The sequence below is a fragment of the Flavonifractor porci genome (assembly GCF_037572415.1).
Classification (GTDB): domain Bacteria; phylum Bacillota; class Clostridia; order Oscillospirales; family Oscillospiraceae; genus Flavonifractor; species Flavonifractor porci.
This window is the reverse complement of sequence record NZ_JBBHLB010000001.1, coordinates 266,093-290,969: the sequence shown is the minus strand read 5'-3', so window position 1 is coordinate 290,969 and position 24,877 is coordinate 266,093. Positions and strand designations below refer to the sequence as shown.

22 protein-coding genes are annotated in these 24,877 nt (G+C 59.7%); 15 read left to right on the top strand and 7 right to left on the bottom strand.

Annotation, left to right across the window (positions count from 1 at the left end):
* Positions 1 to 6 precede the first annotated feature (6 nt).
* Positions 7 to 636, top strand: a complete 630-nt coding sequence (gene upp / locus WHJ28_RS01395) for a uracil phosphoribosyltransferase (RefSeq protein ID WP_340039474.1) — start codon at positions 7 to 9, stop codon at positions 634 to 636.
* 240 nt (positions 637 to 876) lie between these two features.
* On the opposite strand, the gene WHJ28_RS01390 is transcribed toward upp, so the two are convergent.
* The 4 genes from WHJ28_RS01390 to WHJ28_RS01375 form a co-directional block, all read right to left on the bottom strand.
* Positions 877 to 1,164 carry a hypothetical protein gene (locus WHJ28_RS01390; RefSeq protein ID WP_340039277.1) on the bottom strand — a complete coding sequence of 96 codons (288 nt, stop codon included), beginning with the start codon at positions 1,162 to 1,164 and terminating at the stop codon, positions 877 to 879.
* Positions 1,161 to 3,377, bottom strand: coding sequence for an SF1B family DNA helicase RecD2 (gene recD2 / locus WHJ28_RS01385; RefSeq protein ID WP_340039276.1), 2,217 nt, complete (start codon positions 3,375 to 3,377; stop codon positions 1,161 to 1,163). The genes WHJ28_RS01390 and recD2 overlap by 4 nt, the downstream gene beginning before the upstream one ends.
* 62 nt (positions 3,378 to 3,439) lie before the next feature.
* On the bottom strand, positions 3,440 to 3,775 hold the full coding sequence (locus WHJ28_RS01380) for a hypothetical protein (protein ID WP_340039275.1): 336 nt from the start codon (positions 3,773 to 3,775) through the stop codon (positions 3,440 to 3,442).
* Positions 3,776 to 3,821: 46 nt separating this feature from the next.
* Positions 3,822 to 4,313 carry a COG2426 family protein gene (locus WHJ28_RS01375; RefSeq protein ID WP_340039274.1) on the bottom strand — a complete coding sequence of 164 codons (492 nt, stop codon included), beginning with the start codon at positions 4,311 to 4,313 and terminating at the stop codon, positions 3,822 to 3,824.
* A 167-nt stretch (positions 4,314 to 4,480) separates the two neighbouring features.
* On the opposite strand from WHJ28_RS01375, the gene pyrE reads away from it, so the two are divergent.
* The 8 genes from pyrE to WHJ28_RS01335 all read left to right on the top strand — a co-directional run bounded on the left by pyrE (position 4,481) and on the right by WHJ28_RS01335 (position 17,677).
* Positions 4,481 to 5,155 (top strand): orotate phosphoribosyltransferase, encoded by a 675-nt coding sequence (gene pyrE, locus WHJ28_RS01370; protein WP_340039273.1) that lies wholly within the window; start codon positions 4,481 to 4,483, stop codon positions 5,153 to 5,155.
* A gap of 23 nt (positions 5,156 to 5,178) precedes the next feature.
* Positions 5,179 to 5,853 carry a JAB domain-containing protein gene (locus tag WHJ28_RS01365; protein ID WP_340039272.1) on the top strand — a complete coding sequence of 225 codons (675 nt, stop codon included), beginning with the start codon at positions 5,179 to 5,181 and terminating at the stop codon, positions 5,851 to 5,853.
* 69 nt (positions 5,854 to 5,922) lie between these two features.
* Positions 5,923 to 7,884 carry an excinuclease ABC subunit UvrB gene (gene uvrB, locus WHJ28_RS01360; RefSeq protein WP_340039271.1) on the top strand — a complete coding sequence of 654 codons (1,962 nt, stop codon included), beginning with the start codon at positions 5,923 to 5,925 and terminating at the stop codon, positions 7,882 to 7,884.
* Positions 7,885 to 7,908: 24 nt separating this feature from the next.
* Positions 7,909 to 8,664, top strand: a complete 756-nt coding sequence (locus WHJ28_RS01355) for a DUF6199 family natural product biosynthesis protein (protein ID WP_340039270.1) — start codon at positions 7,909 to 7,911, stop codon at positions 8,662 to 8,664.
* A gap of 30 nt (positions 8,665 to 8,694) precedes the next feature.
* Positions 8,695 to 9,708 (top strand): aldo/keto reductase, encoded by a 1,014-nt coding sequence (locus WHJ28_RS01350; protein ID WP_340039269.1) that lies wholly within the window; start codon positions 8,695 to 8,697, stop codon positions 9,706 to 9,708.
* Between the two features lie 29 nt (positions 9,709 to 9,737).
* On the top strand, positions 9,738 to 12,563 hold the full coding sequence (gene uvrA, locus WHJ28_RS01345) for an excinuclease ABC subunit UvrA (protein ID WP_340039268.1): 2,826 nt from the start codon (positions 9,738 to 9,740) through the stop codon (positions 12,561 to 12,563).
* 388 nt (positions 12,564 to 12,951) lie between these two features.
* Positions 12,952 to 16,572, top strand: a complete 3,621-nt coding sequence (locus WHJ28_RS01340; protein WP_340039267.1) for an S-layer homology domain-containing protein — start codon at positions 12,952 to 12,954, stop codon at positions 16,570 to 16,572.
* A gap of 160 nt (positions 16,573 to 16,732) precedes the next feature.
* A complete protein-coding gene (locus WHJ28_RS01335; protein ID WP_340039266.1) occupies positions 16,733 to 17,677 on the top strand; it encodes a 3-hydroxyacyl-CoA dehydrogenase in 945 nt (314 codons plus the stop codon).
* A gap of 52 nt (positions 17,678 to 17,729) precedes the next feature.
* Here the strand turns inward: WHJ28_RS01335 and WHJ28_RS01330 are convergent, their stop codons facing one another.
* Positions 17,730 to 18,185 (bottom strand): pyridoxamine 5'-phosphate oxidase family protein, encoded by a 456-nt coding sequence (locus WHJ28_RS01330; RefSeq protein WP_340039265.1) that lies wholly within the window; start codon positions 18,183 to 18,185, stop codon positions 17,730 to 17,732.
* A 163-nt stretch (positions 18,186 to 18,348) separates the two neighbouring features.
* On the opposite strand from WHJ28_RS01330, the gene WHJ28_RS01325 reads away from it, so the two are divergent.
* Genes WHJ28_RS01325 through WHJ28_RS01315 form a run of 3 tightly spaced genes read left to right on the top strand, consistent with a single transcriptional unit; the run spans position 18,349 to position 20,813 of the window.
* Positions 18,349 to 18,711: an ArsR/SmtB family transcription factor gene (locus WHJ28_RS01325; RefSeq protein WP_087188017.1), complete on the top strand. Its 363-nt coding sequence runs from the start codon at positions 18,349 to 18,351 to the stop codon at positions 18,709 to 18,711.
* A gap of 13 nt (positions 18,712 to 18,724) precedes the next feature.
* A complete protein-coding gene (locus WHJ28_RS01320; protein ID WP_340039264.1) occupies positions 18,725 to 18,946 on the top strand; it encodes a cation transporter in 222 nt (73 codons plus the stop codon).
* Between the two features lie 13 nt (positions 18,947 to 18,959).
* Positions 18,960 to 20,813 carry a heavy metal translocating P-type ATPase gene (locus tag WHJ28_RS01315; protein ID WP_340039263.1) on the top strand — a complete coding sequence of 618 codons (1,854 nt, stop codon included), beginning with the start codon at positions 18,960 to 18,962 and terminating at the stop codon, positions 20,811 to 20,813.
* 36 nt (positions 20,814 to 20,849) lie between these two features.
* Here WHJ28_RS01315 and WHJ28_RS01310 read toward each other — a convergent pair whose 3' ends face one another.
* Both WHJ28_RS01310 and WHJ28_RS01305 read right to left on the bottom strand, forming a co-directional pair.
* Positions 20,850 to 21,962, bottom strand: a complete 1,113-nt coding sequence (locus tag WHJ28_RS01310) for a hypothetical protein (RefSeq protein ID WP_340039262.1) — start codon at positions 21,960 to 21,962, stop codon at positions 20,850 to 20,852.
* Entirely contained in the window at positions 21,959 to 22,591 is a 633-nt protein-coding gene (locus WHJ28_RS01305; RefSeq protein ID WP_340039261.1) for a redox-sensing transcriptional repressor Rex, read from the bottom strand. The genes WHJ28_RS01310 and WHJ28_RS01305 overlap by 4 nt, the downstream gene beginning before the upstream one ends.
* A 128-nt stretch (positions 22,592 to 22,719) precedes the next feature.
* Here WHJ28_RS01305 and WHJ28_RS01300 point away from each other — a divergent pair, with 128 nt between their 5' ends.
* The 3 genes from WHJ28_RS01300 to WHJ28_RS01290 are packed head-to-tail and all read left to right on the top strand — an operon-like array spanning position 22,720 to position 24,872.
* Positions 22,720 to 23,109 (top strand): spore cortex-lytic protein, encoded by a 390-nt coding sequence (locus WHJ28_RS01300; RefSeq protein WP_340039260.1) that lies wholly within the window; start codon positions 22,720 to 22,722, stop codon positions 23,107 to 23,109.
* Between the two features lie 12 nt (positions 23,110 to 23,121).
* Complete coding sequence (locus WHJ28_RS01295) at positions 23,122 to 24,342, top strand: peptidoglycan-binding protein (protein WP_340039259.1); 1,221 nt, start codon at positions 23,122 to 23,124, stop codon at positions 24,340 to 24,342.
* Entirely contained in the window at positions 24,339 to 24,872 is a 534-nt protein-coding gene (locus WHJ28_RS01290) for a peptidoglycan-binding domain-containing protein (protein ID WP_340039258.1), read from the top strand. Before WHJ28_RS01295 ends, WHJ28_RS01290 begins: the two co-directional genes overlap by 4 nt.
* The last annotated feature ends 5 nt before the right edge of the window (positions 24,873 to 24,877 follow it).

The window sequence follows — 24,877 nt, the reverse complement described above, 5'->3', positions numbered from 1 at the left end:
ATGGATATGGAAAAAGTACACATTCTCGATCACCCTCTCCTGCAGCACAAGCTGTCTATCCTTCGGGATGAGACCACCGGCGTCAAGGACTTCCGTCAGGTCGTCTCTGAGATCGCCACCCTCATGTGCTATGAGGCCACCCGCGACCTGCCCATGGAGGAGGTAGAGATCAAGACCCCCATCACCACCGCCAAGTTCAAGACCATCGCCGGTAAGAAGCTGGCCATCGTTCCCGTTCTGCGGGCCGGCCTGGGTATGGTGGACGGCATCCTGACCCTGATCCCCTCCGCCAAGGTGGGCCACATCGGTCTGTACCGTGACCCTGACACTCTGGAGCCTGTGGAGTACTACTGCAAGATGCCCACCGACATCGCCGAGCGCGAGGTCATCATTCTGGATCCCATGCTGGCCACCGGCGGCTCCGCCTCCGCTGCCATCCAGTTCATCAAGAACTACGAGGTCAAGCACATCAAGCTGATGAACATCATCGCCGCCCCCGAGGGCATCGAGCGGGTCCATCACGATCATCCCGACGTGGACATCTACTGCGCCGCTCTGGATGAGAAGCTCAACGAGCACGGCTACATCGTGCCCGGTCTGGGCGACGCCGGCGACCGCATCTTCGGCACGAAGTAAACCTTCCTTCGGCATCGCCCAGCATCGCGCCCTTTGGCGCGTCCAAGCGTTTTGCCGCAGGCAAAACCTTGCCGCAGGGGCAATTCATTTGCCCCGAGGATGTGAAATATGGGGTCCCCGCACGGCTTCAGCCGGGTGGGGATGATGTCGGCGACCGCATCTTCGGCACGAAATAAGAGAATAAACGAAAAGGTCCTCTTCCCCATCAGGAAGAGGACCTTTTTTATTGGTGTGCCGGAGTCATCGCGCTCTCCCGGCAAGTACATGATATCTGGACAAAAACGTTTTGTGATGGAATACAAGAAACCGGTAGGAAGCACCATTTTTCATGGAGAATGTGACCGTTGGAAAACAGAGTGCCCGTCCTGTTTTCACCGACTCGATCCTGTGATACGGCAGTTCCAGGCTGCGATATTCTGCTTCCAGCAGGCTCTTACTGGTCCTGTATAACACATTATCCCTTTGGAGATAGAGCGCACCGCCATGAACGCCCCTATGGAACAGACTCGCCATAAAAGCATCTTTCATATGGAATCCTCTTTCATCTGCACCAGCCGCCACCGCAGGCCGGAGTACCGCCGCTGCTGGCGGTCGTTGGCGGTCATGGTGGCCACCACATCCTCATCCCCCACCAGGATCAGCAGCTCCCGGGCCCGGGTGATGGCGGTGTACAGCACTCCCCGGGTGAGCAGCATGGGGGCACCCTCGCTCACCGCCAGGATCACCGCCCGGTACTCGCTGCCCTGGGCCTTGTGTACGGTAATGGCATAGGCGGGCTCCAGCTCCACCAGCATATCCTGGGTGTACTCCACTACCCTGCCCTCAAAATCCACGGTGAGGGTGCCTTCCCGGTTGTCCACCCGGGTCACAGTACCGATATCTCCGTTAAAAATGCCCATGCCGCTGTCGGCTCCATCATGCCAAAGCACATCATAGTTGTTGCGTACCTGCATGACCCGGTCACCCTGTCGGAACACATACTCCCCGAACCGCTTCTCCGGCTTGTCCGGCTGGGCGGGATTGACCGCCTCCTGAATGGCCCTATTGAGGGAGGCGGTGCCGGTGACCCGCTTGCGGGTGGGAGAGAGCACCTGGATCTGATCGGCGGGAATGCCCATATTGTTGGGCAGCCGGGTCTGGATCAGCTCCACGATGGTCTCGGCGGCCCGGGCCGGGTCCTTCCGCCGCAGGAAGAAGAAGTCGTGCTCCCGGTCCTTCAGGTCGGGCAGTTCGCCCCGGTTGACCCCGTGGGCGTTGCGGACGATGGCGCTCTCGGCGGCCTGCCGGAAAATCTCGGTGAGCCGCACCATGGGGATAGCCCCGCTGCGAATGAGATCGGAGAACAGATTGCCGGGACCCACGCTGGGCAGCTGGTCCGGGTCCCCCACCAGGATCAGGCGGCAGTCGTCCCGCAGGGCGGCCAGCAGCCCCTGCATCAGCACAATGTCCACCATGGAAGTCTCGTCCACGATGACGGCGTCCGCCTTCAGGGGATCGCTCTCGTCGTGGGCAAAGATCAGCTTGCCGGAGCGGGGGTCGTACTGGGTCTCCAGCAGGCGGTGGATGGTGTATCCCTCCGCCCCGCACAGCTCTCCCAGCCGCTTGGCCGCCCGTCCGGTGGGGGCGGCCAGGGCGGTCTCCAGCCCCAGCTGGTCAAAGAGGGCCAGCACACCCCGCAGAGAGGTGGTCTTGCCGGTACCAGGGCCGCCCGTGAGGAGCATCACCTGACTGGTGGCCGCCAGAGCCACCGCCTCCCGCTGCTGGGGGGCGTAAACGATGCCCTGGTCGTCCTGAATACGGTCAATGAGTTCATCCAGACCGTGGGGAGCCACCAGCTCGCCCCGGGACATCTCGGTGAGCCGCCAGGCCACATACTGCTCGGCCTCGCACAGGGCCTGGAGGTAGACGGCCTCCTCCCCTGCCACCGGCTCCTGAATCACCTCGCCCCGCTCCAGCAGGGTCTCCAGGGCATCCTCCAGGCTCTCCCCCTCCACGCCGATGAGCTGACCGGTGGCCATCAGCAGCTTCCGCCGGGGCAGGAAGGCGTGGCCGTTGTCCAGATTGTAGGTCAACTCAAACAGGAGGGCCGCCTCGATGCGCTGGGGATCGTCCCCCTCCATGCCCATGGACAGGGCCAGGGCGTCGGCGGTGGAGAAATCCACCCCCAGTTCCTCGTCCACCATCAGATAGGGGTTGCCACGGATGACCTCCAGAGCCCGGTCCCCGTACCGCCGGTACAGGGGCATGGCCAGCTGGAGGGGCACCTCATGCTCCCCCAGAAAGGCCAGCAGCCGCCGCATCCCCATCTGGAGCCGGAAGTGCTCCCCAATGGTCAGAGCCTTCTTGCGGGTAATGCCCTTGATGCGGGTGAGCTGCTCGGGGTGCTCCTCCAGCACGGTGAGGGCGTCCTCCCCGAACTCCTCGATCATCCGCCGGGCGGTGGCGGCGCCAATGCCCCGCACCGCCCCTGAGGACAGATAGTCGAAGATGGCCTTGGCCCCGGCGGGGAGCCGCCGCTCCACGGTCTCCGCCTTGAACTGCTCCCCGTAGGAGGCGTGGCGGGTCCAGCTGCCCTGGACCGAGATGCCCTCGCCGGGGGCCACCCCCGGCATACAGCCCACCACCGTGACCAGAGCCCCGTCCCCAACGTCAAGGCGAAGCACCGTGTAGCCGTTCTCCTCGTTCTGGTAGATCACGGCCGACACGGTGCCCTGCATATAATCCTGTGACTCCTCCTGCATGGCTGCCCCTCCTTGTGTTACCTGGAGAATATGATACCATCCGCAGGCGGATTTGTCGAATGCTATTTCTCTGTGATGTACTCGCTCAACCGCTGGGCGGGACAGACCACCACCCCGGTGGCGCCGGTGAGCAGAGCGGCGGCCACCGCTTTCCCCGCCGGGTCCAGTCCGCCGTCGGCGATCACGATGGTAAACCCCTTTTTCTGTCGTCCCCGCAGCCACAGAAGCCGTTTTACGTCCTGCTCCAGATGGGCGCCCTCTCCCGCCGCCGGAACCACGGCGTAAACCGGGCCGTCCCCTTCCGCCGGAGCCAGCAGCCATCCAAACAGCGTCCAGCCCAGGGTCAGAAGGCCGATGGCTGCCAGCAGGGCCAATACGGCCTGTAAAATTCCGTCCAAACCCTTCACCTCCGCCCCATCCTATGCACGGGGCGAAAAAAGGGACTCAGTTCCCTACGGTGGAGACCACGATGCCGGTGGCAAAGGTCATGATGAGGCCGGCGGTGACCACGCCCAGGAAGATGGAGGGCAGGGCCTTCCGCAGCGGCATATCCAGGAAGGATGCCGCCAGAGCGCCGGTCCAGGCGCCGGTGCCGGGCAGCGGGATGGCCACAAAGAGCCACAGACCAATGTATTTATACTTGGTCACTTTCTGCCCCTTCAGATGGGCCTTTTTCTCCAACTTATCCACCAGCCGGTTCAGCTTTGGAGATTTACGGCGCATCCACAGAAAGATCCGCCGGATATAGACAATAATAAATGGAATGGGCAGCATATTGCCGATGATGGCGGCCACCAGAGCCTCTCCCGGAGGCAGCCCAAGAGCGGTGCCAAAGGGCACGCCGCCCCGCAGTTCTATGATGGGCACCATGGATACCAGCATGGTAAACAACATTTCGCCCAGGTTGGTGGACGTCAGCCATTGCAGCAATTCCAAACAAGAACACCTCGCTCGTATCAGTTCCTGTATTGTATCATATTGGCAGGAAAAAGAACAATTAAAATTTCCTAAAGCCATCTTTCCTTTGGACGGCGCAGACCCTTGTCCAGTTCCTTCATCAGTGGTATAATATTTTGACTATTTTGAGAAGAGAGGTTTTTGACATGACCTACAAAGAAGAATTTATCACCTTCATGGTGCGCTCCGGCGTGCTCACCTTCGGCGACTTCACCACCAAGTCCGGCCGTAAGACTCCCTACTTCATCAACACCGGCAACTACAAGACCGGCGCTCAGGCCGCCAAGCTGGGCGATTACTACGCCGCCTGCATCCAGGAGAATCTGCCCGAGGGCGTGACCTGCCTGTTTGGCCCTGCCTACAAGGGCATCCCTCTGGCTGTCACCGCCGCTGCCTCCTTGTACCGCAACTATGACCGGGATCTGCCCTACTGCTTCAACCGCAAGGAGGCCAAGGACCACGGCGAAGGCGGCTCCATGGTGGGCTACAAGCCCCAGGACGGGGATGACGTAGTCATCGTAGAGGACGTGGTCACCGCCGGTACCGCCGTGCGCGAGACCATCGAGCTCTTCAAGCACGTGGCCAACGTGAACATGAAGGCCCTCATCGTGTCCGTGGACCGTATGGAGCGGGGCACCAAGGACTGCTCCACCCTGGACGAGCTGCGGGAGGACTACGGCATCGCCGTCTACCCCATCGTCACCGTCAAGGAGATCATCTCCTTCCTCCACAATAAGGAGATCGACGGCAAGGTCTACATTGACGACGAGATGAAGAGCAAGATGGAAGCCTACCTGGCTCAGTACGGCGCAAAGGCCTAATCATATAAAGGAGGAGTCCGGTCATGGGCACCCACGACGGCCACCGTCAGCGGTTAAAAACTGAATTTCTGGCCCGGCCGGACTCCTTTCCCGACCACAAGCTGCTGGAATTGCTCCTGTTCTACGCAAATCCCCGCAGCGATACCAATCCCCTGGCCCATGAGCTTCTGAATCATTTTGGTTCTCTGGCTGGGGTACTGGACGCAACACCGGAGGAGCTGCAAAAGGTCAAAGGTGTGGGCAAACACGCCGCCGTTCTGTTCAAAGCCGCCAAGGAATTGTCCGGCCGTTATCTCACCGCCCGCACCCAGATGGACGACATTGCCCGGAACACCAGAGACTATTTTGCCCTGCTCCAGCCCTATTTTTTCGGCGCCCGCAACGAGCAGCTCTGCCTGCTGTGCATGGACGGCAAGGGCAAGGTACTGGGTATCCGCAAGCTGGGCGAGGGTAACGTGAACGCTGTCAATGTCACCACCCGGCTCATCGCCGAGGCCGCTCTCTCCCTCAACGCCGCGGCGGTGGTGCTGGCTCACAATCACGTCTCCGGGATCGCCTTCCCCTCCGGGGATGACATCGCCACCACCAACAGTCTGGCCCCTGTCCTGGCCCAGTTGGGCGTGGAGCTGGTGGACCACGTGATCTTTGTGGATGACGACATGGTCTCTCTGCGGGACAGCGGCTTTTACAAGCCATGAGAACATTCTTTCGATTCATCGTTGCAATGGAACTGATGTTCTGATACAATATGCCTGAGAGGTGATGGTATGCCCAAATTTGAAGTTGTCAGCGAATATCAGCCGGCAGGCGATCAGCCCGAGGCCATTGCCGCCCTGGCGGCAGGCATCGAAAACGGGCTGGATGAGCAGACCCTGCTGGGCGTCACCGGTTCGGGCAAGACCTTCACCATGGCCAAGGTCATCGAGGCGGTCCAGCGGCCCACCCTGGTGCTGGCCCACAACAAGACCCTGGCCGCCCAGCTGTGCGCCGAGTTCAAGGAGTTCTTCCCCAACAATGCGGTGGAGTATTTCGTGTCCTACTACGACTACTACCAGCCTGAGGCCTATATTCCCCACACCGACACCTTTATTGAAAAGGATTCGGCAGTGAACGAGGAGATCGACCGGCTGCGGCTGGCGGCCACCGCCTCCCTGATGGAGCGGCGGGACGTGATCGTGGTGTCCTCGGTGTCCTGTATTTACGGTCTGGGCGAACCGGAGGACTTCGCCAAAATGATGGTATCCCTCCGGGTGGGCGCTCAGATGGAGCGGGACGAGCTGCTGAAAAAGCTGGTTGCCATCCGCTATGAGCGCAATGATATCGCTTTTGAGCGCAATATGTTCCGGGTCCGGGGAGACACGGTGGAGATCTTCCCCGCCTACTGGAAGGACTCCGCCATCCGGGTGGAGTTTTTTGGCGACGAAATCGACCGCATCTCCGAGATCAACGTGGTCACCGGCGCCCCCATCCGGCGGCTTAACACCATTCCGGTGTGGCCTGCCACCCACTATGTCACTCCCAAGGAGAAAATGGACGCCGCTGTCCAGGAAATTTATAAGGAACTGGAGGAGCGGGTGGCCTTCTTTGAGAAGGAGGGCAAGCTCATCGAGGCCCAGCGCATCAAGCAGCGCACTATGTACGACGTGGAAATGATGCAGGAGCTGGGCTACTGCACCGGCATTGAGAACTACAGCCGGGTCATTGAGGGCCGCCCCGCCGGGTCGCCCCCCCACACCCTGCTGGACTACTTCCCCAAGGATTTTGTCCTTTTCATCGACGAGAGCCACGTGACCCTGCCTCAGGTGCGGGCCATGTACAACGGCGACCGGGCCCGAAAGACCTCCCTGGTGGACTACGGCTTCCGTCTCCCCTGCGCCTTTGACAACCGGCCTCTGAAGTTTGAGGAGTTCCAGAAGCGCCTCAATCAGGTGGTCTATGTGTCCGCTACCCCCGGCGAGTATGAGCGGGAGCGCTCCGGCCAGATTGTGGAGCAGGTCATCCGCCCCACCGGCCTGCTGGACCCCAAGATCGAGGTCCGCCCGGTGGAGGGCCAGATCGACGATCTCATTGGGGAGATCAACGACCGCACCGCCCGCAAGGAACGGGTGCTGGTCACCACCCTCACCAAGAAAATGGCGGAGGATCTCACCGCCTATCTTACCAACGCGGGCATCAAGGTGCGGTATATGCACCACGACATCGACACCATCGAGCGGATGGAGATCATCCGGGACCTGCGGCTGGGCACCTTCGACGTGCTGGTGGGCATCAACCTGCTCCGCGAGGGCCTGGACCTGCCGGAGGTCTCCCTGGTGGCCATTCTGGATGCCGACAAGGAAGGCTTCCTCCGCTCCGAGACCTCCCTCATCCAGACCATCGGCCGTGCCGCCCGAAACGCCCAGGGTCTGGTGGTCATGTACGCCGACTCCATCACCCCCTCCATGCGCCGGGCCATGGACGAGACCGAGCGCCGCCGTGCCAAGCAGGACGCCTTTAACCAGGCCCACGGCATCGTGCCCAAGACGGTCATCAAGTCGGTGCGGGACGTCATCGACCTGTCCGAGGACAAGGGCGAGCTGCCCCACTCCAAGAAGGCCCTGTCCAAGAAGGAGAAGGAGGCCGCCATCGCCAAGCTGGAGAAGGAAATGCGGGAGGCGTCCAAACGGTTGGAATTCGAGTACGCCGCCGTCCTCCGGGACCGTATCATCGAGCTGCGGGGCCAGGGGTGACCTCTTACAAGGGAGGCTGTTATTATGTACGACCGGCTGAAAAAGATCCTGCCCATCGTTTTGATCGTCATTGTCGCTGTTTTTTCCGTCCTCTACTTTTTCATTGGCCGCCAGTACGGCGTGGAATACCAGGACGCCCTCTACTTCCCTGCCACGGAGGGCAACACCACAGTGTATTCCGCCAAAGTGGACGGCCAGGGCGCCTCCTTCACAGTAGAAAGGGACACCGTCACTTACGACTGGGGAGACACGGTCTATGGCCCCTATACCATCCGTAAAGATTCCTCTGCCGCCCCGGGCGGAGAGTGGGAGTACTTGGACCTGATCGGTGTAGAGATCCGGGAGGGGGACAGCATTCTTTTCCGGGGCGGATACACCGATGATCTGGCTTTGTTGATACGAGAGGACGGCAAGCCTGATTCCAACTCCTTCCGTATCACTTATTCCGTCAACGGTGTGGAACGCGATGCAGACGGCAATGTGGTGGACCCTCACCGGCCCAGCCTGTCCACTCTCATCCGATTCTCCCAGCTGCCCGAAGCGGACGCCCACCGGGGTGATTCCCTGATGTGGTTTCTGGGTCTCTTCCTTGCCGGGTTTGCCGCCCTGCTTATTAAATTCGACGACACCCTGTTTCGCCTTCACCTGTCCTTCCGGGTCAAGCGTCCGGGGGACGCCGAACCCTCTGACTGGGAGATCTTCTCCCGTATCTTTAGCTGGATCGCATTTACCCTTCTGTCCCTCGGTCTGTTTATCGCGGGACTCGTTATGATTAACTGACCAAACATCATAAAAAGTGAGGTTTTTGTCATGAATTACGTCACACTTGGTAAAACTGGTCTTAAAGCTGCCGAGGTTTCCTTCGGCGGCATTCCCATCCAGCGTGCCGACGCCGCCAATACCAAGGCGGTGGTGGACAAGCTGGAGCAGTACGGTATGAACTACATCGACACCGCCCGCGGCTACACCGTGTCCGAGGAGTATCTGGGTGCTGCCCTGGAGGGCCGCCGGGATAAGTTTATTCTTGCCACCAAGTCCATGGCCCGGGACAAGGCGTCCATGGCCAAGGATATCGATATCAGCCTGAAAAATCTGCGCACCGACTACATCGATGTCTATCAGATCCACAATCTGCCAGAAAATGAGATCGACAAGGTCTTTGGCGAGGGCGGCGCCTGGGAGGCGCTGGAGGAGGCCAAGGCTGCCGGTAAGATTGGCCACTTGGGCGTCACCGCACACAACATCGGCGCCCTGAAAAAGATGCTTGAGCTTCACGGCGATAAGATTGAGACCATCATGTTCCCCTACAATATCGTAGAGACCCACGGCCACGAGGTTCTGAAGAAGGCCCGTGAGATGGGCATCGGCACCATCGCCATGAAGCCCATGGCCGGCGGCAATCTGGACGACTGGAACCTGGCCCTGCGGTTTATCGCCGCCTCCGGCGTCATCGACATCTCCATCCCCGGCATGGGCTCCCCCGAGGAGGCCGACCGCAACGCCGAGGCCGCCGAGCACTTCTCTCCCCTCACCCAGGAGGAACTGGCGGAGTGCGACCGCATCCGCAAGGAGCTGGGCAACGAGTTCTGCCGCCGCTGCAACTACTGCGCCCCCTGCCCCAATGGCATCAATATCCCCAGCTGTTTCCTGATGGCCAACTATGCCCGCAAATACGGCCTGGCTGACTGGGCCAAGGAGCGGTACGACGCCATGCAGTACCACGCCGGTTCCTGTGTCCAGTGCGGCGCCTGCGAAAAACGCTGCCCCTATAACCTGCCCATCCGTGATATGCTGGGCAAGGTGGCCGATCTGTTCGGCTATTGATCTTTTCCCTCCAAAGGAGTACCTAAACCATGCTCGATCATATTTCCGTCAAAGGCGCTCGCGCCAACAATCTAAAAAACATCGACGTGGACATCCCCCGGGACAAGCTGGTGGTGCTCACCGGCCTGTCCGGCTCGGGTAAGTCCTCTCTGGCCTTTGACACCATTTATGCCGAGGGACAGCGCCGCTACGTGGAGTCCCTGTCCTCCTATGCCCGGATGTTTTTAGGGCAGATGGAGAAGCCCGATGTGGATTACATCGACGGCCTCTCCCCCGCCATCTCCATCGACCAGAAAACCACCTCCAAAAACCCCCGGTCCACCGTGGGCACCGTCACCGAGATCTATGATTACCTCCGTCTGCTGTGGGCCCGTGTGGGTACCCCCCACTGCCCCAAGTGCGGCAAGGAGATCAAACAGCAGACCATCGATCAGATCATTGACCAGGTGCTGGAACTGCCTGAGGCCACCCGCATTCAGGTCATGGCCCCGGTGGTCCGCGGCAAGAAGGGCACCCACCAGAAGCTGCTGGAGGACGCCCGCAAGTCGGGCTACGTCCGCTGCCGGGTGGACGGCTCCCTGTATGACCTGACGGAAGAGATCGAGCTGGACAAAAACAAGAAGCATAACATTGAGATCGTGGTGGACCGGCTGGTCATCAAGGAGGACATTGCCCGCCGGCTCACCGACTCGGTGGAGGTGGCCTCCAACCTGGCCGGCGGCCTGGTGGTCATCAACATCGTGGGCGAGGACCGGGATATCATGTTCTCCCAGAACTACGCCTGTGAGGACTGCGGCATCTCCATTGAGGAGCTGTCTCCCCGGATGTTCTCCTTCAACAACCCCTTCGGCGCCTGCCCCACCTGTACCGGTCTGGGCTCCCAGCTGAAGGTGGACCCGGATATCATCATCCCCAACAAGGATCTGTCCATCCTGGAGGGGGCCATCACCGCCTCCGGCTGGAACAACATCAAGGGCGACTCCATCTCCCGGATGTATTTTGAGGCTCTGTCCAAGAAGTACAACTTCAAGCTGACCACCCCGGTGAAGGACCTGCCGCCTGAGATCATGGACATCATTCTCTACGGCACCAAGGGAGAAAAACTCAAGCTGACCTATGAGCGGGAGAACGGCCACGGCACCCTGATGCAGCCCTTTGAGGGCATCATCAACAACCTGGAGCGCCGCTACAAGGAGACTCAGTCCGACGCCATGCGCCGGGATCTGGAGGACTGCATGAGCGAGCGCCACTGCCCCGACTGCGGCGGCAAGCGTCTGAGGAAGGAGGCCCTGGCCGTCACTGTGGGAGGCATCAATATTGACACCTTCTGCCGCAAGTCGGTGACGGAGGCCCTGGATTTTGTGGATCATCTGGAGCTGTCCGATCAGAAAATGCTCATTGCCGACCGCATTTTAAAGGAGATCAAGAACCGCCTGGGCTTCCTCCAGAGCGTGGGCCTGCAATACCTGACCCTGAGCCGGGCCGCCGCCACCCTGTCCGGCGGCGAGAGCCAGCGCATCCGCCTGGCCACTCAGATCGGCTCCTCCCTGATGGGGGTGCTGTATATCCTGGACGAGCCCTCCATCGGCCTGCACCAGCGGGACAATGACAAGCTGCTGGCCACGCTCAAGCACCTGCGTGACCTGGGCAACACCCTGCTGGTGGTGGAACACGATGAAGATACCATGCGTCAGGCCGACTATATCGTGGACATCGGTCCCGGCGCCGGCGTCCACGGCGGTCAGGTGGTGGCCTGCGGCACCGCCCAGGAGATTATGGACAATCCGGCCTCCATCACCGGCGATTATCTGTCCGGCCGGAAGAAGATTCCCGTGCCCTCGGAGCGGCGGACCGGCAACGGCCATTTTCTTGTTGTCAAGGGCGCGTCGGAGAACAACCTGCAAAACGTGGACGTGTCCATTCCCCTGGGCACCTTTACCTGCGTCACCGGCGTGTCCGGCTCCGGCAAATCCTCCCTGGTCAACGAGATCCTCTATAAGCGTCTGGCCGCCGACCTGAACCGGGCCAAAACCCGCCCCGGCAAGCACCAGTCCATTGAGGGCGAGGAATATCTGGATAAGATCATTGCCATTGACCAATCCCCCATTGGCCGCACCCCCCGGTCCAACCCGGCCACCTATACCGGGCTGTTCAACGACATCCGGGACCTGTTCGCCTCCACCCCCGACGCCAAGGCCAGAGGCTACGGCCCCGGCCGGTTCTCCTTCAATGTCCGGGGCGGGCGGTGCGAGGCCTGCCAGGGCGACGGCCTCATCAAGATCGAGATGCACTTCCTCCCCGATATCTACGTCCCCTGCGAGGTATGTAAGGGCAAGCGGTACAACCGGGAGACCCTGGAGGTGCGCTACAAGGGTAAGAATATCTATGAGGTGCTGGACATGACGGTGGAGGAGGCCCTCCCCTTCTTCGAGCACCTGCCCAGGCTGTACAACAAGCTCCAGACCCTATATGAGGTGGGCCTCAGCTATGTGAAGCTGGGCCAGCCCTCCACCGAGCTGTCCGGCGGCGAGGCCCAGCGGGTAAAGCTGGCTACCGAGCTGGCCAAGCGTTCCACTGGCAAGACCATCTATATCCTGGACGAGCCCACCACCGGCCTCCACACCGCCGATGTGCACAAGCTGATCGAGGTGCTTCAGAAGCTGGTGGATGCGGGCAATACTGTAGTGGTCATCGAGCACAACTTGGACGTGATCAAGACCGCCGACCATCTGATCGATCTGGGCCCCGAGGGCGGGTCCGGCGGTGGTACTATTGTTGTGACCGGCACACCTGAGGAGGTTGCCGGGTGTGCCGCCTCTTATACCGGTCAGTACCTGAAACGGCTGTTGGAATAACCGTTGTCTTGAATATCAGCTTCGACCATTTCCGGCCTCTCCCACAGCGATTCTGTTCGCTTATGTCATCATTTTGAGAATAGTTCTGCTTGTTGCTCCATATGTTTTCTGAAGACCTGCTGCCACAATGGCGGCAGGTCTTTTCTATTTGAAATACTGCAACAATGGTTGAAAAAGAGGCCCTATCCGTATCTGACAAATCACATTAAAATATTGTGGAATATATTGCATTTTGAGGAACAGAATGTTAAGATTAATGTGCTCTGCATTATGGTGAATATTTCCTCTAAAGCTGATAATCATTGTATCTATTATCATTGTTTTTCAGTCAAATCGCGGGCAACCGCATTTGAAATACGTCCAACTATTGTTTAGGAGGAAGAAAAAGATGAAAAAGACACGAACACGGATAGGGAGTATTTTGCTGTCCATGGCGATGCTCCTGTCTCTTGTGCCCACGCTGGCATTGGCGGCAGACAGCACGCTGACCACTGCGGATCTGCCTGCGGTCGATGCGTGGACCAAGGACCGCACGGAGCCGCAGGAGTGGAAAGAAACTGGCGCGGACGGCCAGGAGGGCAAAGGCTATATCACGCTGACCACGACAGAACAGAAAGCTGCCAACAGCTGGTATGACTGGCAGGGCCGCTCTGCACAGACCAAAGCTGATTTTACCAACTACTGGGTGGTGGAAACCGAGCTTCAGATTACCGAAGCCATGATGGGCACCCAGGAGGAAGGCGCTGGGGTTCGCTCTTCTATCTGGCTGAAGATCGACGGCAGCAACATTGGCGCTGACGCAAACCTGGACTGGTCAATCCTGCAGTTCTGCAACGACGGTACCAAGACCGTGTGGCAGTGGTGGGATGCCTCTGACAACGGCGAGTGGAAGGATGTCGAGGCTGTAAAGCCCAGTGTTGGCGCTGCCGTTCTGAAAATTGAGTTTGATAACGGCACCATCAATCAGTACATTGACGGTACGCTTATCAACAGCTATACGCTGAAGGACTTCGGCTACGGCAATATTTCCGCTGTCTCCGGTGTTGTTCTTGAGTCCCGTACTTTTGGTAAGCCCTACAGCACCACTTGGAAAATTCCTACGGTGCAGTACGCGGAAGGCTACGATTACAACACTCTGTTTGTTGGCGGTTCTGAAGATTATGGTAACCGCGAGGGCGTAGGTGGCCTGGGCGAAATTTACACTCTTCCTGAGGCGATTGAGGCAGCCCAGCCTGGCGACACCATCGTGCTGGCCCCCGGCACCTATAAGACCTCTCTCACTATCGACAAGGCAATTACCGTTACTGGTCTGGAGAGCAAGGCTGCCGAGACCATCATCGAGGGTCCCGCTAACGAGGGTCAGACTATAACCCTCAGCGGCGGCGCTACCCTGAAGAACGTAACCGTCACCCGTGACAACAGCGGTATCTGGGCCGATAACAAGAACACCACCGGTGTCTCCTTTGGCCAGAACCTGACCGCTCCCACCACTCTGGAGAATTGCATCATCACCCGCAACCGCAACGGCGTTTATCTGAACAACTCCGGTACCGGCGCGGGCTATGCGGTCATCAAGAACAACCAGATCGCGGACAACCGCACCGGCATCAACCTGACCAACAACGTAAACAATACCCAGATCACCGACAACGCCATCGACAACAACACCACTCTTGGTATCGTTTATTACGAGGCCGGTTATGGTACTGATCTTGACACCGTCACCCTGTCCGGCAACAGCATCCTGGGCAACTGGTTCGGCGCCGTGAACCTGAAGATGCTGAGCGACAAGACCACCGGTTCCCTGTCCGTGGGCGAAAACACCATCGTGGCCGACGGTGAGAAGGTCAAGGTCTCCTATGCCTCCGCCAACGAGCCCAGCTATGATGCCCAGATCCCTGCCTGGGGCGGCGGCGAGGCCACTGCTCCTGCGGAGAAGCCCGCCGACGTGATTCTGACTCCCAGCGGAGGTCAGACCTCCTCCTCCATCGCCAACCTGGTGGACTACGGTTCTCTGGAAGTGGAGTCCCGTAAGATTGAGGTTCGGACCGCTGATGAACTCCGCAACGCCGTCGTCAACGCCCAGCCTGGCGACATAATCAGCGTCTATCCCGGCGAGTATGACATTGCTCCCGCTGACGCTCCTGTTCTGCAGGGCCAGGGCGGCTGGTATCTGCCCATCACCGCCAACAACGTGACCATCCAGGGCGTGGATGAAAGCGGCAACGTCATTACCGACGCCACCAAGACCCAGGCTACTATCTACAGCACCACGGAGCGCGCCAATGGCGTTTACGCCACTCAGAACCTGATCACCGTTTTTGGCAACAATGTGACCATCACCGGCCTGACCATCATGCCCAAGGTGGAGGTCAACAAGACCATCCAGGTCTCCGCTGAGAACTTCACCATCACCAACTGCTCCATCGTTCCCAATGACAAGGTCGAGAATGCTCCTGCCGACGATGCCGGTTCCCTGTATTTCGCCGGCAACAAGGGCACTGTCGTGGTGGAAGGCAACTACTTCAAGAACATGAACCTGTCCTTCGACAGCGTTGCCAAAGCTGACAGCATCCTCGTGGAGAACAATACCTTTGACACCCCCGCTGCTGGCGATGTTCAGATGATCTCCAACGTCACCTGGACCACTCCCGCTACCCTGGAGATGGCCGATGTGACCATCCGGAACAATACCTTTAAGAACCTCCCCGACGGTTACAAAAAACTGGTCCTTGACCGCATGGGCGGCGGCTCCTTTATCCTGGAGAACAACGAACTGGTGAACGCCGGCGACCGCAACATCGCCGACATGGTCACTTTTGATGATCAGTTCTTTGACAACTGGGAGGCCTTCGTTAACAAGCACCCCTCCGTGGTCATCATCGAGGATGGCAAGACCACCACGCTGGTTCCTTCTGCCACTGAGACTGATCCCGTCAAGACTCTGACCCTCTCCCCCGCCGACACCACCGCTTATGTGGGTTCCGACGTGACTCTGACTGCGACCATGACCGGCTTTGGCGAGAATCCTGACATCAAGTGGGTAGTTGAACCTTCCGGCGGCGCTACTATCACTGGAAACGGTACTACTGCCGTATTCCAGGCCAGCGAGGCCCGCACCTACGTTGTGACTGTGGTCGTAAATGATAAAGTAACCGCCTCCTCCTATATCACTGTTGAGGAGCCCACCTCCGGCGGCTCCACCTCTTACGCTATTACCGTTGATAAGGCAGACAACGGCACCGTGACTGCCAGCCGTACCCGCGCCTCCAAGGGCCTGACCGTTACCCTGACCGTGAAGCCTGACGAGGGCTACCAGCTGGACACCCTCACTGTCACCGATAAGAATGGCAACGAGGTCAAGCTCACCGATAAGGGCGATGGCAAGTACACCTTCACCATGCCCGCCTCCGCTGTAACTGTCGAGGCCTCCTTCATCGCCGGAACCGACACCGGCCTGCCCTTCACCGACGTGAAGGCTGACGACTGGTTCTATGAGGCCGTGAAGTATGCCTACGACAACAAACTGATGGACGGCACTTCCTCCACTACCTTTGCCCCCCTCATGACCACCAACCGGGCCATGATCGTCACCATCCTGTGGCGGCTGGAGGGCCAGCCCAAGACCGACGCCACCCTGTCCTTCACCGACGTGGAGAGCGGCGTGTGGTACACCGACGCTGTGAACTGGGCCGCCTCCAAGGGCATCGTCAAGGGCTACAGCGACACCGTGTTTGCCCCCAACGACACTGTGACCCGCGAGCAGCTGGCCACCATCCTGTACCGCTACGCCGAGTACAAGGAGTACGACGTGTCCGACAAGGGCGATCTGACCACCTTCGTTGACGGCGCCAACACCTCCGCCTGGGCCACCGAGGCCATGGAGTGGGCGGTTGGCTCCGGCCTGCTCACCGGCAAGGACGGCGGCAAGCTGGATCCCACCGGCACCGCCACCCGCGCTGAGGTTGCTACCATCCTCATGCGCTTCGTTGAGAATATCAGCAAGTAAGCCCTGAAAAAACGGCCGCCTTCGGGCGGCCGTTTGTCTTTGTCCTGTATGTTGAATCTGCCGGATCTCCGTTGACAAAACACTGTTATCGTATTATACTATCTATAGTTAAACTTACCAGTTCACTATACAGACGATAATTTTTACAGGAGGCAGCGTTATGAGCATTCAGAATGTGGTTCTCATTGGCGGCGGCGTGCTGGGCAGTCAGATTGCCTACCAGACCGCCTACAAAGGCTTTCACGTCACCATCTGGCTGAGGAGCGATGCCTCCATCGGCCGGGCCCAGCCCAAGCTGCAGCGGCTCCACGACATCTATGTGGCGGAGCTCACTGCCGCCAAGTCCACCCCCGGCCCCTACAGCCCCGGTCTGCTGGACAACCGCCGCACCTACACCCCGGAGGAGATCGACGGGCTGATCGCCCAGGCGGACACAGCTTTGACCGGCCTGAATCTGACCACCGATTTGGCCGGGGCAGTGAAGGACGCCGATCTGGTTATTGAGGCCCTGGCGGAGGTACCTCAGGAAAAGATCGAATTCTATCAGAAACTTGCCCCCCTGCTGCCGGAAAAGACCATCCTGGCCACCAACACCTCCACCCTGCTCCCCTCTTCTCTGGCTCAGTATACCGGCCGGCCGGAGAAGTATCTGGCCCTCCACTTCGCCAACAACATCTGGAAACAGAACACCGCGGAGGTGATGGGCCACCCCGATACCGACCCAGCCGCTTACGAAGAAGCTGCCCAGTTTGCCGCAGATATCAGCATGGTGCCCCTGCGTCTGAAGAAGGAGAAAAACGGCTACCTGCTCAACTCCATGCTGGTCCCCTTCCTGATGGCAGCCCAGAGTCTGTGGGCGGAGGATATCGCCGACTTCGAGACCATCGACAAGACCTGGGTGCTGGCCACCGGCGCCCCCATGGGCCCCTTCCGCATCCTGGATATCGTAGGCATCACCACGGCCTACAACATCCTCACCAACACCCCCGCCGCCGCCGACCCCAATACCACCTACGGCAAAATGGCAAAGCGGCTGAAAGAGGAGTACATTGACACCGGCAAGCTGGGTATCAACGCCGGTGAGGGGTTCTACAAGTATAAATAAGCGTCTGTACACAAAAGGGGCGCCGCGCAACAAATGCGCGGCGCCCCTTTTCTCATTCCTTACAAAGCCGTTCCCGCCCGCTGACCTGCTCCAGGTCGATCCGCCACACCGCGGTGCGGGGCAAGTGCTTCTCAATGACCTCCTCCACCCGCTCCGGGCAATCGGGAGCATATTTTTTGCAGATGGCCCTCAAGGCTTCTTTCTGCTCCTCCGGATCGGTCACCTCACGGGCGGTTCCCCGGGACACGGCGCTGGTAAACTCCGTCTCATACGCCGCCTGCACCACCCGCTGACGGCCTACAGCCGTCAGGCAAACCTGGGGATGGAGTCTCAGGCAGTCCAGCTTTTCTCCCCCCAGCCTGGAGTGAAAATAGACCGCCTCCCCCACCCGAACGCCGTTGAGCGGCATACAATAGGGCAGCCCCTCAGCATCGTTCACCGCCAGCACCATATATTCGCACCGGTCCAGGGCCTCCAGGCCCACATCCCATCCATCATCCCGCTTCATATCCATCCGTCCCTTCCGGCCCCAGGCGCCTGTTCTCTCCCCCATCATACCCCCGCCCGAGCCCCATCGCAAGAAAAACTTCCATTCCTCTTGACATTCTGCCGAGCAAGTATATAATAACATATGAACAATAGCTCATATGTTATCAGAAAGGATGGTCGCCATGACAGACAGCAACGGTGTAGAGCGGTGCGACTACAGCCACATCCACCAGGAGATCGTGGACAAAGTGGAGCGCACCATGCCGGAAGATGAGATCCTCTACGATCTGGCAGAGCTGTTTAAGATCTTTGGGGATTCCACCCGCATCAAGATCCTGTATGTGCTTTTTGAGTCAGAGATGTGCGTGTGCGACATCGCCAAGCTGCTGGGCATGACCCAGTCCGCCATCTCCCACCAGCTACGGGCGTTGAAGCAGAGCAAACTGGTAAAATACCGCCGGGAGGGCAAGACCGTGTTCTACTCCCTGGCGGACGGCCATGTCCGCACCATTCTGGGCCAGGGCATGGAACACATTGCGGAATGAGAGGAGTTTTACGATGAGAAAGTCATTTAAGCTGAAAGATCTGGACTGCGCCAACTGCGCCGCCAAGATGGAGGACGCCATTCGCAAGCTGGACGGGGTGAACAGTGCCACCGTCAGCTTTATGACCCAGAAACTGACCCTGGACGCGGACGATACCCGGTTTGATGAGATCCTTCAGCAGGCAGCCAAGGTCTGCAAGAAGGTGGAGCCTGACTGCACCATTATAATGCCGTAAGGAGCGAACCGTCATGACCAAAAAGCAAAAGCGGATGCTCATCCGCATTCTGGCCAGCGGGGTACTGTTTGTTGGGGCTGTACTGCTTCCCCTGTCCGGCTGGGCGGAGCTGGCGGTCTTTCTAGTCCCCTACGCCGTCATCGGCTGGGATGTGCTGTGGCGGGCGGTACGCAACATCGCCCACGGGCAGGTATTTGACGAGAACTTCCTTATGGCCCTGGCCACCATCGGCGCACTTGCCATCGGCGAATATCCGGAAGCCGTCTTTGTTATGCTGTTCTATCAGGTGGGCGAGCTCTTCCAGAGCTATGCAGTCAACAGGTCCCGTACCTCCATCGCGGCTCTGATGGACATCCGCCCCGACTACGCCAACATCGAGGTGGACGGCCAGCTGCAGCAGGTGGACCCGGAGGAAGTATCCGTGGGAGACGCCATTGTGATCAAGGCCGGGGAACGGATTCCCCTGGACGGCGTGGTGTTGGAGGGGACCTCCACCCTGGATACCGCCGCCCTCACCGGCGAGTCCCTCCCCCGCCAGGTCCAGCCCGGCGACGATGTGGTCTCCGGCTGTGTCAACCTGTCCGGCCTGCTGAAGGTCCAGGTCACCAAGGCTTTTGAGGAGTCCACTGTGTCCAAGATCCTGGACCTGGTGGAGAATGCCAGCAGCAAAAAGGCCAAGGCCGAGCACTTCATCACCCGGTTTGCCCGGTACTATACCCCCATTGTGGTGCTGGCTGCCGTGGCTCTGGCCCTCCTGCCTCCCCTCTTCACCCAGGTGGGCTGGCTGGATTCCATTCAGCGGGCGCTCAATTTCCTGGTAGTATCCTGCCCCTGCGCCCTGGTGATCTCGGTGCCGCTCTCCTTCTTCGGCGGCATTGGCGGAGCCTCCCGGGCCGGTATTCTGGTGAAAGGCGGCAACTACCTGGAGGTGCTGGCCAAAACAGAAATCGTGGTCTTTGACAAGACCGGAACCCTGACCCAGGGGTTCTTTAACGTCACCGCCATTCATCCCACCGACTGCGACCAGAGTCATCTGCTGGAGCTGGCCGCTCTGGCGGAGGCCTCCTCCGATCACCCCATCTCCCGCTCCCTGCTGGAGGCCTGGGGCCAGCTGCCCGACCGCAGCCGGGTCGCCCAGGCGGAAGAGCTGTCCGGCCGTGGTGTTAAGGCTGTGGTGGACGGAAAAGTGATCTGCGCCGGCAACGACAAGCTGATGGAGGAGATCGGCGTCACCTGGCACCCCTGCCACCATGTAGGCACCACCGTCCATGTGGCCGCCGACGGAGTCTATCTGGGCCATATCGTTATCTCCGACCAGGTGAAGCCGGACGCCCAGCAGGCCATCGCCGCCCTCAAGGCGGCAGGGGTACGTAAAACAGTGATGCTCACCGGCGACGCCAAACCGGTAGGCGAGGCGGTAGCCACCCAGCTGGGCCTGGATGAGGTCCACACCCAGCTCCTCCCAACTGACAAGGTAGACCGGGTGGAGGGACTGCTGAAAGAGGCGTCTCCCAAAGGAGCCCTGGCCTTTGTGGGTGACGGCATCAACGACGCCCCCGTCCTTTCCCGGGCGGATGTGGGCATTGCCATGGGTGCCCTGGGTTCCGACGCCGCTATCGAGGCGGCGGACATCGTCCTTATGGACGACAAGCCCTCCAAGCTGGCTCAGGCCATCGCCATCGCCCGACGTACTCTGGCTATTGTACGTCAGAACATCGTGTTCGCCCTGGGGGTAAAGCTGCTGGTACTGGTGCTCAGCGCTCTTGGGCAGGCCAATCTGTGGGAGGCCGTCTTTGCTGATGTAGGCGTCTCGGTCATCGCCATTCTCAACGCCATGCGGGCCATGCGCACCACCAAGACGCAATGAAAAAACGCGAGCCGTAAGGCTCGCGTTTTCTGCGTTTTAACTCAGACGCAGGGCAGAAATTTCGTTCAGCACAGTCTGCATGGTGGCCTTGTCATAGCCGCCGCTGGAGGCAGTGCGTTCCAGCAGGATTCCGCCATCCTTGGTGGGAGCAGAGAGGGCGCACACCGACAGATAGACCACCTGGGCCCGCAGGAAGGTGCCGCTCTCCAGCATAGTGCGCTCACTCTGGCGGATGGCGGCCAGCGTCACCCCCGCCTCCATGGCAGTCTGCCAGGTAAAATCGGGATTGGTGCCGGTCTCGGAATAGCCAAGCGCCCGGAGCACAAAGGTCATGTACTCTCCGGCCGTAATGATGTTGTTGGGGGCAAAGACCAGCTGACCGGCGGCGTTGGTGCCAATACCGGTGGTGTACCCCTTTTCATAGGCATAGGCCAGATAGCGATCGGCCCAACTGGGGCTGTCCACAAAGGGATTGGTTGCCGTACTGGACAGGGCCGCCTGTTCCTCCCCCAACAGCCGGATGAACATGACCAGGCCCTCCACCCGGACCGGCTGGCGCTCCAATTCATAGCCGGAGCCGTAGGTAGCGCCGGTGCCCTTCAAAAGGCCCATTTGGGTCAGGCCGTCGGCCATAACGTTATAATCTACGTTTCCGCTGGCCGAGAGGGTGTAGCTGCCCTCCAGACTGACAACTGCTGTATCAGAGGTCACAGTTACCGCCACGGTAGGACTCTCCCCTGCCAGACAGCGGTGGCGAATGGCCAGGCCACTGCCGGAGGCCACTGTGCTGCCTGCCGTTGCATCCACCAGCACTCCACCGGAGGCTGTGGCACTCCCTGCCAAGAGCATCACGCCGGAACCGGAGGTAAGGGTCAGTACATCGCCTTTTTTAAAGCGCAGATCATTGAGGCCCGAGGTGCCGCCCGCCTGGGCCAGATAGGCGGAATGTTTGCCGTTCAGTTGAGTCAGCGCCTGATGATAGACAGGTGTTGTCAATTCCTCCACCCGCTGCTCCGCCTGCTTCAGAGCCTCATCCGTAAAAGTGCCGTTTACATAGCTCTTACTCACCAAAGACTGGTCGGCGGCCAAAACCGCCCCACTGCTCACCAGGACTGCCCCGGCAAGCAGGATCGCCGCTGCTTTTTTCATGTTTCCTCCGAGATCATGTAACTGAGGGCCAGGAGGCTGTCCGCGAAGTGGACATCCTCAATGACCACGCCCGGCGCCTCCACTGTCAGTTCGCTGTTGGTAAAATTCCATATTCCCCGTACGCCGGAGCGTACCAACCGACTGGCAATCGCATTGGCAACACTGTGCGGCACTGTCAGCACACCGATGCTGGCCGGGTGCTCCGCCAGGTACTCCTCCAGCCGATCCACGTGGTAAATGGGCACACCGGAACGGGTCTGCCCCACCACCTCAGGCGCTACATCAAAGGCGGCGGCCAGCACTACGCCGGAGCGCTCAAAGTGGAAGTTTTCCATCAGGGCCCGGCCCAGATTGCCCGCGCCCAGAATGACCGCCGTATGGCCTCGGTTCATGCCCAGGATATCTGAGATCTCATCCCGCAGCTTTTCCACGTTGTAGCCATACCCCTGTTGACCAAATTCTCCGAAACAGGACAGATCCTGCCGGATCTGGGAGGCTGTCAGTCCCATGGAGCGACCCAGGGCGCTGGATGAAATACGCTCCACACCGATGGAATGCAGATCCGTCAAATGGCGATAGTACCGGGGCAGCCTCCGGATCACCGCACTGGACACCTTTTGTTTTCTCATGCTCTATCACACTCGTTCCAGAGGATATCTTTCTTATTCAGTTTACTCAAAACCGGCCCCGATGTCAACGCCTCACGGGCAATTCCTCCACTGACGGCATAGAGTGGAAAGAAAAGGAGGAATGTAACTTGGCCGCAACAGGAACCATTCTGACCCGGGTATTCACGTCCCGGGCCCAGATCCCGGTGGCAGGCGCCACCGTAGCTTTTACCCAGCGGGGCACCGAAGGCCGCCACACCTTGCTGGCCCTGCGGGTCACCGACGCCAATGGCCGCACCACACCCGTTCAGGTAGAAACTCCTGACGCGTCAGCCAGCGAGTCTCCCGGCACCGTCACTCCCTTTGCCGTGTGTGACATCTGGGCCGAATCCCCTGGCTATGAGCTGCTGGTGGTTGAGAATGTCCAGATCTTTGCCGGCACCCAGACCCTGCAGGAGCTGGAGCTCATCCCCCTGCCGGAGCAGTCTCCCACTCTTCTGCCGGAGGACCCGGTCAATGTACCGCCTCAGAATCTGTAAAGGAGGGATACCATGCCAGAATCGCTGCCCATTACCCCCTATGTGCCTCAATACATCACCGTCCATCTGGGCCCGCCGGGCTCCAGCGCGGAGAATGTGACGGTATCCTTTCCGGAATATGTAAAAAACGTGGCCTCCAGCGAGATCTACCCCACCTGGGAGCCCGCCGCCCTTCAGGCTAACATCCTGGCCATCATCTCTTTCGCCCTCAACCGGGTATACACCGAGTTCTACCCCAGCCGGGGCTATCCCTTCAACATCACCTCCTCCACCGCCTACGACCAGAAGTTCATTAAGGGGCGCAATATTTTCGAGAATATCAGCCAGCTGGTGGATGAGATGTTCAACTCCTACATACGGCGCATCGGCTTCGTGGAGCCTCTGGCCGCCAAATTCTGCAACGGCACCACCGTCACCTGCGATGGGCTGTCCCAGTGGGGCAGCCAGGCCATGGCGGAACAAGGGGCGGACTACATGACCATCCTGCGCTCCTATTACGGCGACAATATTGAGCTGGTGACCAACGCCCCGGTCCAGGGCATCCGCTACTCCTATCCCGGCTATCCCATCCGCCGCGGAGACAGAGGCGAGGCGGTCCAGCGCATCCAGGTCATGCTCAACCGCATCTCCCGGGACTACCCCGCCATTCCCAAGGTCTACCCGGTAGACGGAGTCTTTGGTCCCGCCACCGAGGCGGCGGTCAAGAAATTCCAGTCCATCTTTGACCTGACGCCCGACGGTATCGTGGGTAACTCCACCTGGTACAAGATGGTCTTCCTCTATGTGGGCGTGCTGGATCTGGCAGAACTCATCAGTCAGGGGCAGACCTACTACCCCGGCAGCGGAAGTCAGCCCTTCCCCAACGTGCTGGCCGAGGGCGCCAGAGGTGATTCGGTACGAACCGTGCAATATGTACTGTCGGTGGTATCGGAGTTCTACAGCAATATCCCCCGTGTGGCCATCGACGGCATCTACGGCCCCGCTACCAAGAATGCCGTCATTGCCGTCCAGCGCATGGTTGGCCTGCCTCAGGACGGCATCATGGGACCCCAGACCTGGGCCGCCCTCTACCGGCTGTACGCTGGCATCGTGGACACGGTGGAGACCTACACCAACGTGATCCCGGAGCAGTTCCGCCCCGACCTGCCCGAAAGTCAGGCCACCGGCTTGACCCAGTACCCCGGCCAGCCCATGACGCTGGGCTCCGCCGATGAGAGAGGAGTATCCGCATGATTGTGCCTCAAGAGATCCGCCTGATCGGCCAACCGGTCCGCAGCCTACAAACCATGCTGCGGGAGTTATCCTTCCTCTATGACTTTCTGCCGCGGCTCACTCCAGATGGGATCTTTGGGGAGCGCACCCTGGAAGCCATCATGCTCTTTCAGCGGGAATTTTTCCCGCCGGTGACCGGCCGGGTGGATCAGGCCACCTGGGATGCCATCGTTGCCCTCTTCTTGCAGGCCAGAGCCCGGCTGGCCGGGCCTCTCCCCTGCCGCGGCTATCCCAACTGTGATTTTTCCGTCCAGCCCAACCAGGACAGCGTCCACCTCTATCTGGTGCAGTCCATGTTCCGGGCACTGGCCCGCCTCCTCAACGGCATCCAGTCCACCCCTGTCACCGGCCAGAACGATACCGCCACTCAGCATAATATCCGCTGGGTCCAGCAGCTGGACGGCCGGCCCCAGACCGGCGTGCTGGATCAGGACAGCTGGAACACCATCAGCCGGCTGTACACCCTGTTCGTTACCTACGGGCAGAAATAATAGAA

Coding starts and splice junctions, on each gene's coding strand:
- upp (WP_340039474.1), top strand. CDS start 7: ATGGAAAAAGTACACATTCTCGATCACCCTCTCCTGCAGCACAAGCTG.
- WHJ28_RS01390 (WP_340039277.1), bottom strand. CDS start 1,164: ATGAAAGATGCTTTTATGGCGAGTCTGTTCCATAGGGGCGTTCATGGC.
- recD2 (WP_340039276.1), bottom strand. CDS start 3,377: ATGCAGGAGGAGTCACAGGATTATATGCAGGGCACCGTGTCGGCCGTG.
- pyrE (WP_340039273.1), top strand. CDS start 4,481: ATGACCTACAAAGAAGAATTTATCACCTTCATGGTGCGCTCCGGCGTG.
- WHJ28_RS01365 (WP_340039272.1), top strand. CDS start 5,179: ATGGGCACCCACGACGGCCACCGTCAGCGGTTAAAAACTGAATTTCTG.
- uvrB (WP_340039271.1), top strand. CDS start 5,923: ATGCCCAAATTTGAAGTTGTCAGCGAATATCAGCCGGCAGGCGATCAG.
- WHJ28_RS01355 (WP_340039270.1), top strand. CDS start 7,909: ATGTACGACCGGCTGAAAAAGATCCTGCCCATCGTTTTGATCGTCATT.
- WHJ28_RS01350 (WP_340039269.1), top strand. CDS start 8,695: ATGAATTACGTCACACTTGGTAAAACTGGTCTTAAAGCTGCCGAGGTT.
- uvrA (WP_340039268.1), top strand. CDS start 9,738: ATGCTCGATCATATTTCCGTCAAAGGCGCTCGCGCCAACAATCTAAAA.
- WHJ28_RS01340 (WP_340039267.1), top strand. CDS start 12,952: ATGAAAAAGACACGAACACGGATAGGGAGTATTTTGCTGTCCATGGCG.
- WHJ28_RS01335 (WP_340039266.1), top strand. CDS start 16,733: ATGAGCATTCAGAATGTGGTTCTCATTGGCGGCGGCGTGCTGGGCAGT.
- WHJ28_RS01330 (WP_340039265.1), bottom strand. CDS start 18,185: ATGAAGCGGGATGATGGATGGGATGTGGGCCTGGAGGCCCTGGACCGG.
- WHJ28_RS01325 (WP_087188017.1), top strand. CDS start 18,349: ATGACAGACAGCAACGGTGTAGAGCGGTGCGACTACAGCCACATCCAC.
- WHJ28_RS01320 (WP_340039264.1), top strand. CDS start 18,725: ATGAGAAAGTCATTTAAGCTGAAAGATCTGGACTGCGCCAACTGCGCC.
- WHJ28_RS01315 (WP_340039263.1), top strand. CDS start 18,960: ATGACCAAAAAGCAAAAGCGGATGCTCATCCGCATTCTGGCCAGCGGG.
- WHJ28_RS01310 (WP_340039262.1), bottom strand. CDS start 21,962: ATGAAAAAAGCAGCGGCGATCCTGCTTGCCGGGGCAGTCCTGGTGAGC.
- WHJ28_RS01305 (WP_340039261.1), bottom strand. CDS start 22,591: ATGAGAAAACAAAAGGTGTCCAGTGCGGTGATCCGGAGGCTGCCCCGG.
- WHJ28_RS01295 (WP_340039259.1), top strand. CDS start 23,122: ATGCCAGAATCGCTGCCCATTACCCCCTATGTGCCTCAATACATCACC.
- WHJ28_RS01290 (WP_340039258.1), top strand. CDS start 24,339: ATGATTGTGCCTCAAGAGATCCGCCTGATCGGCCAACCGGTCCGCAGC.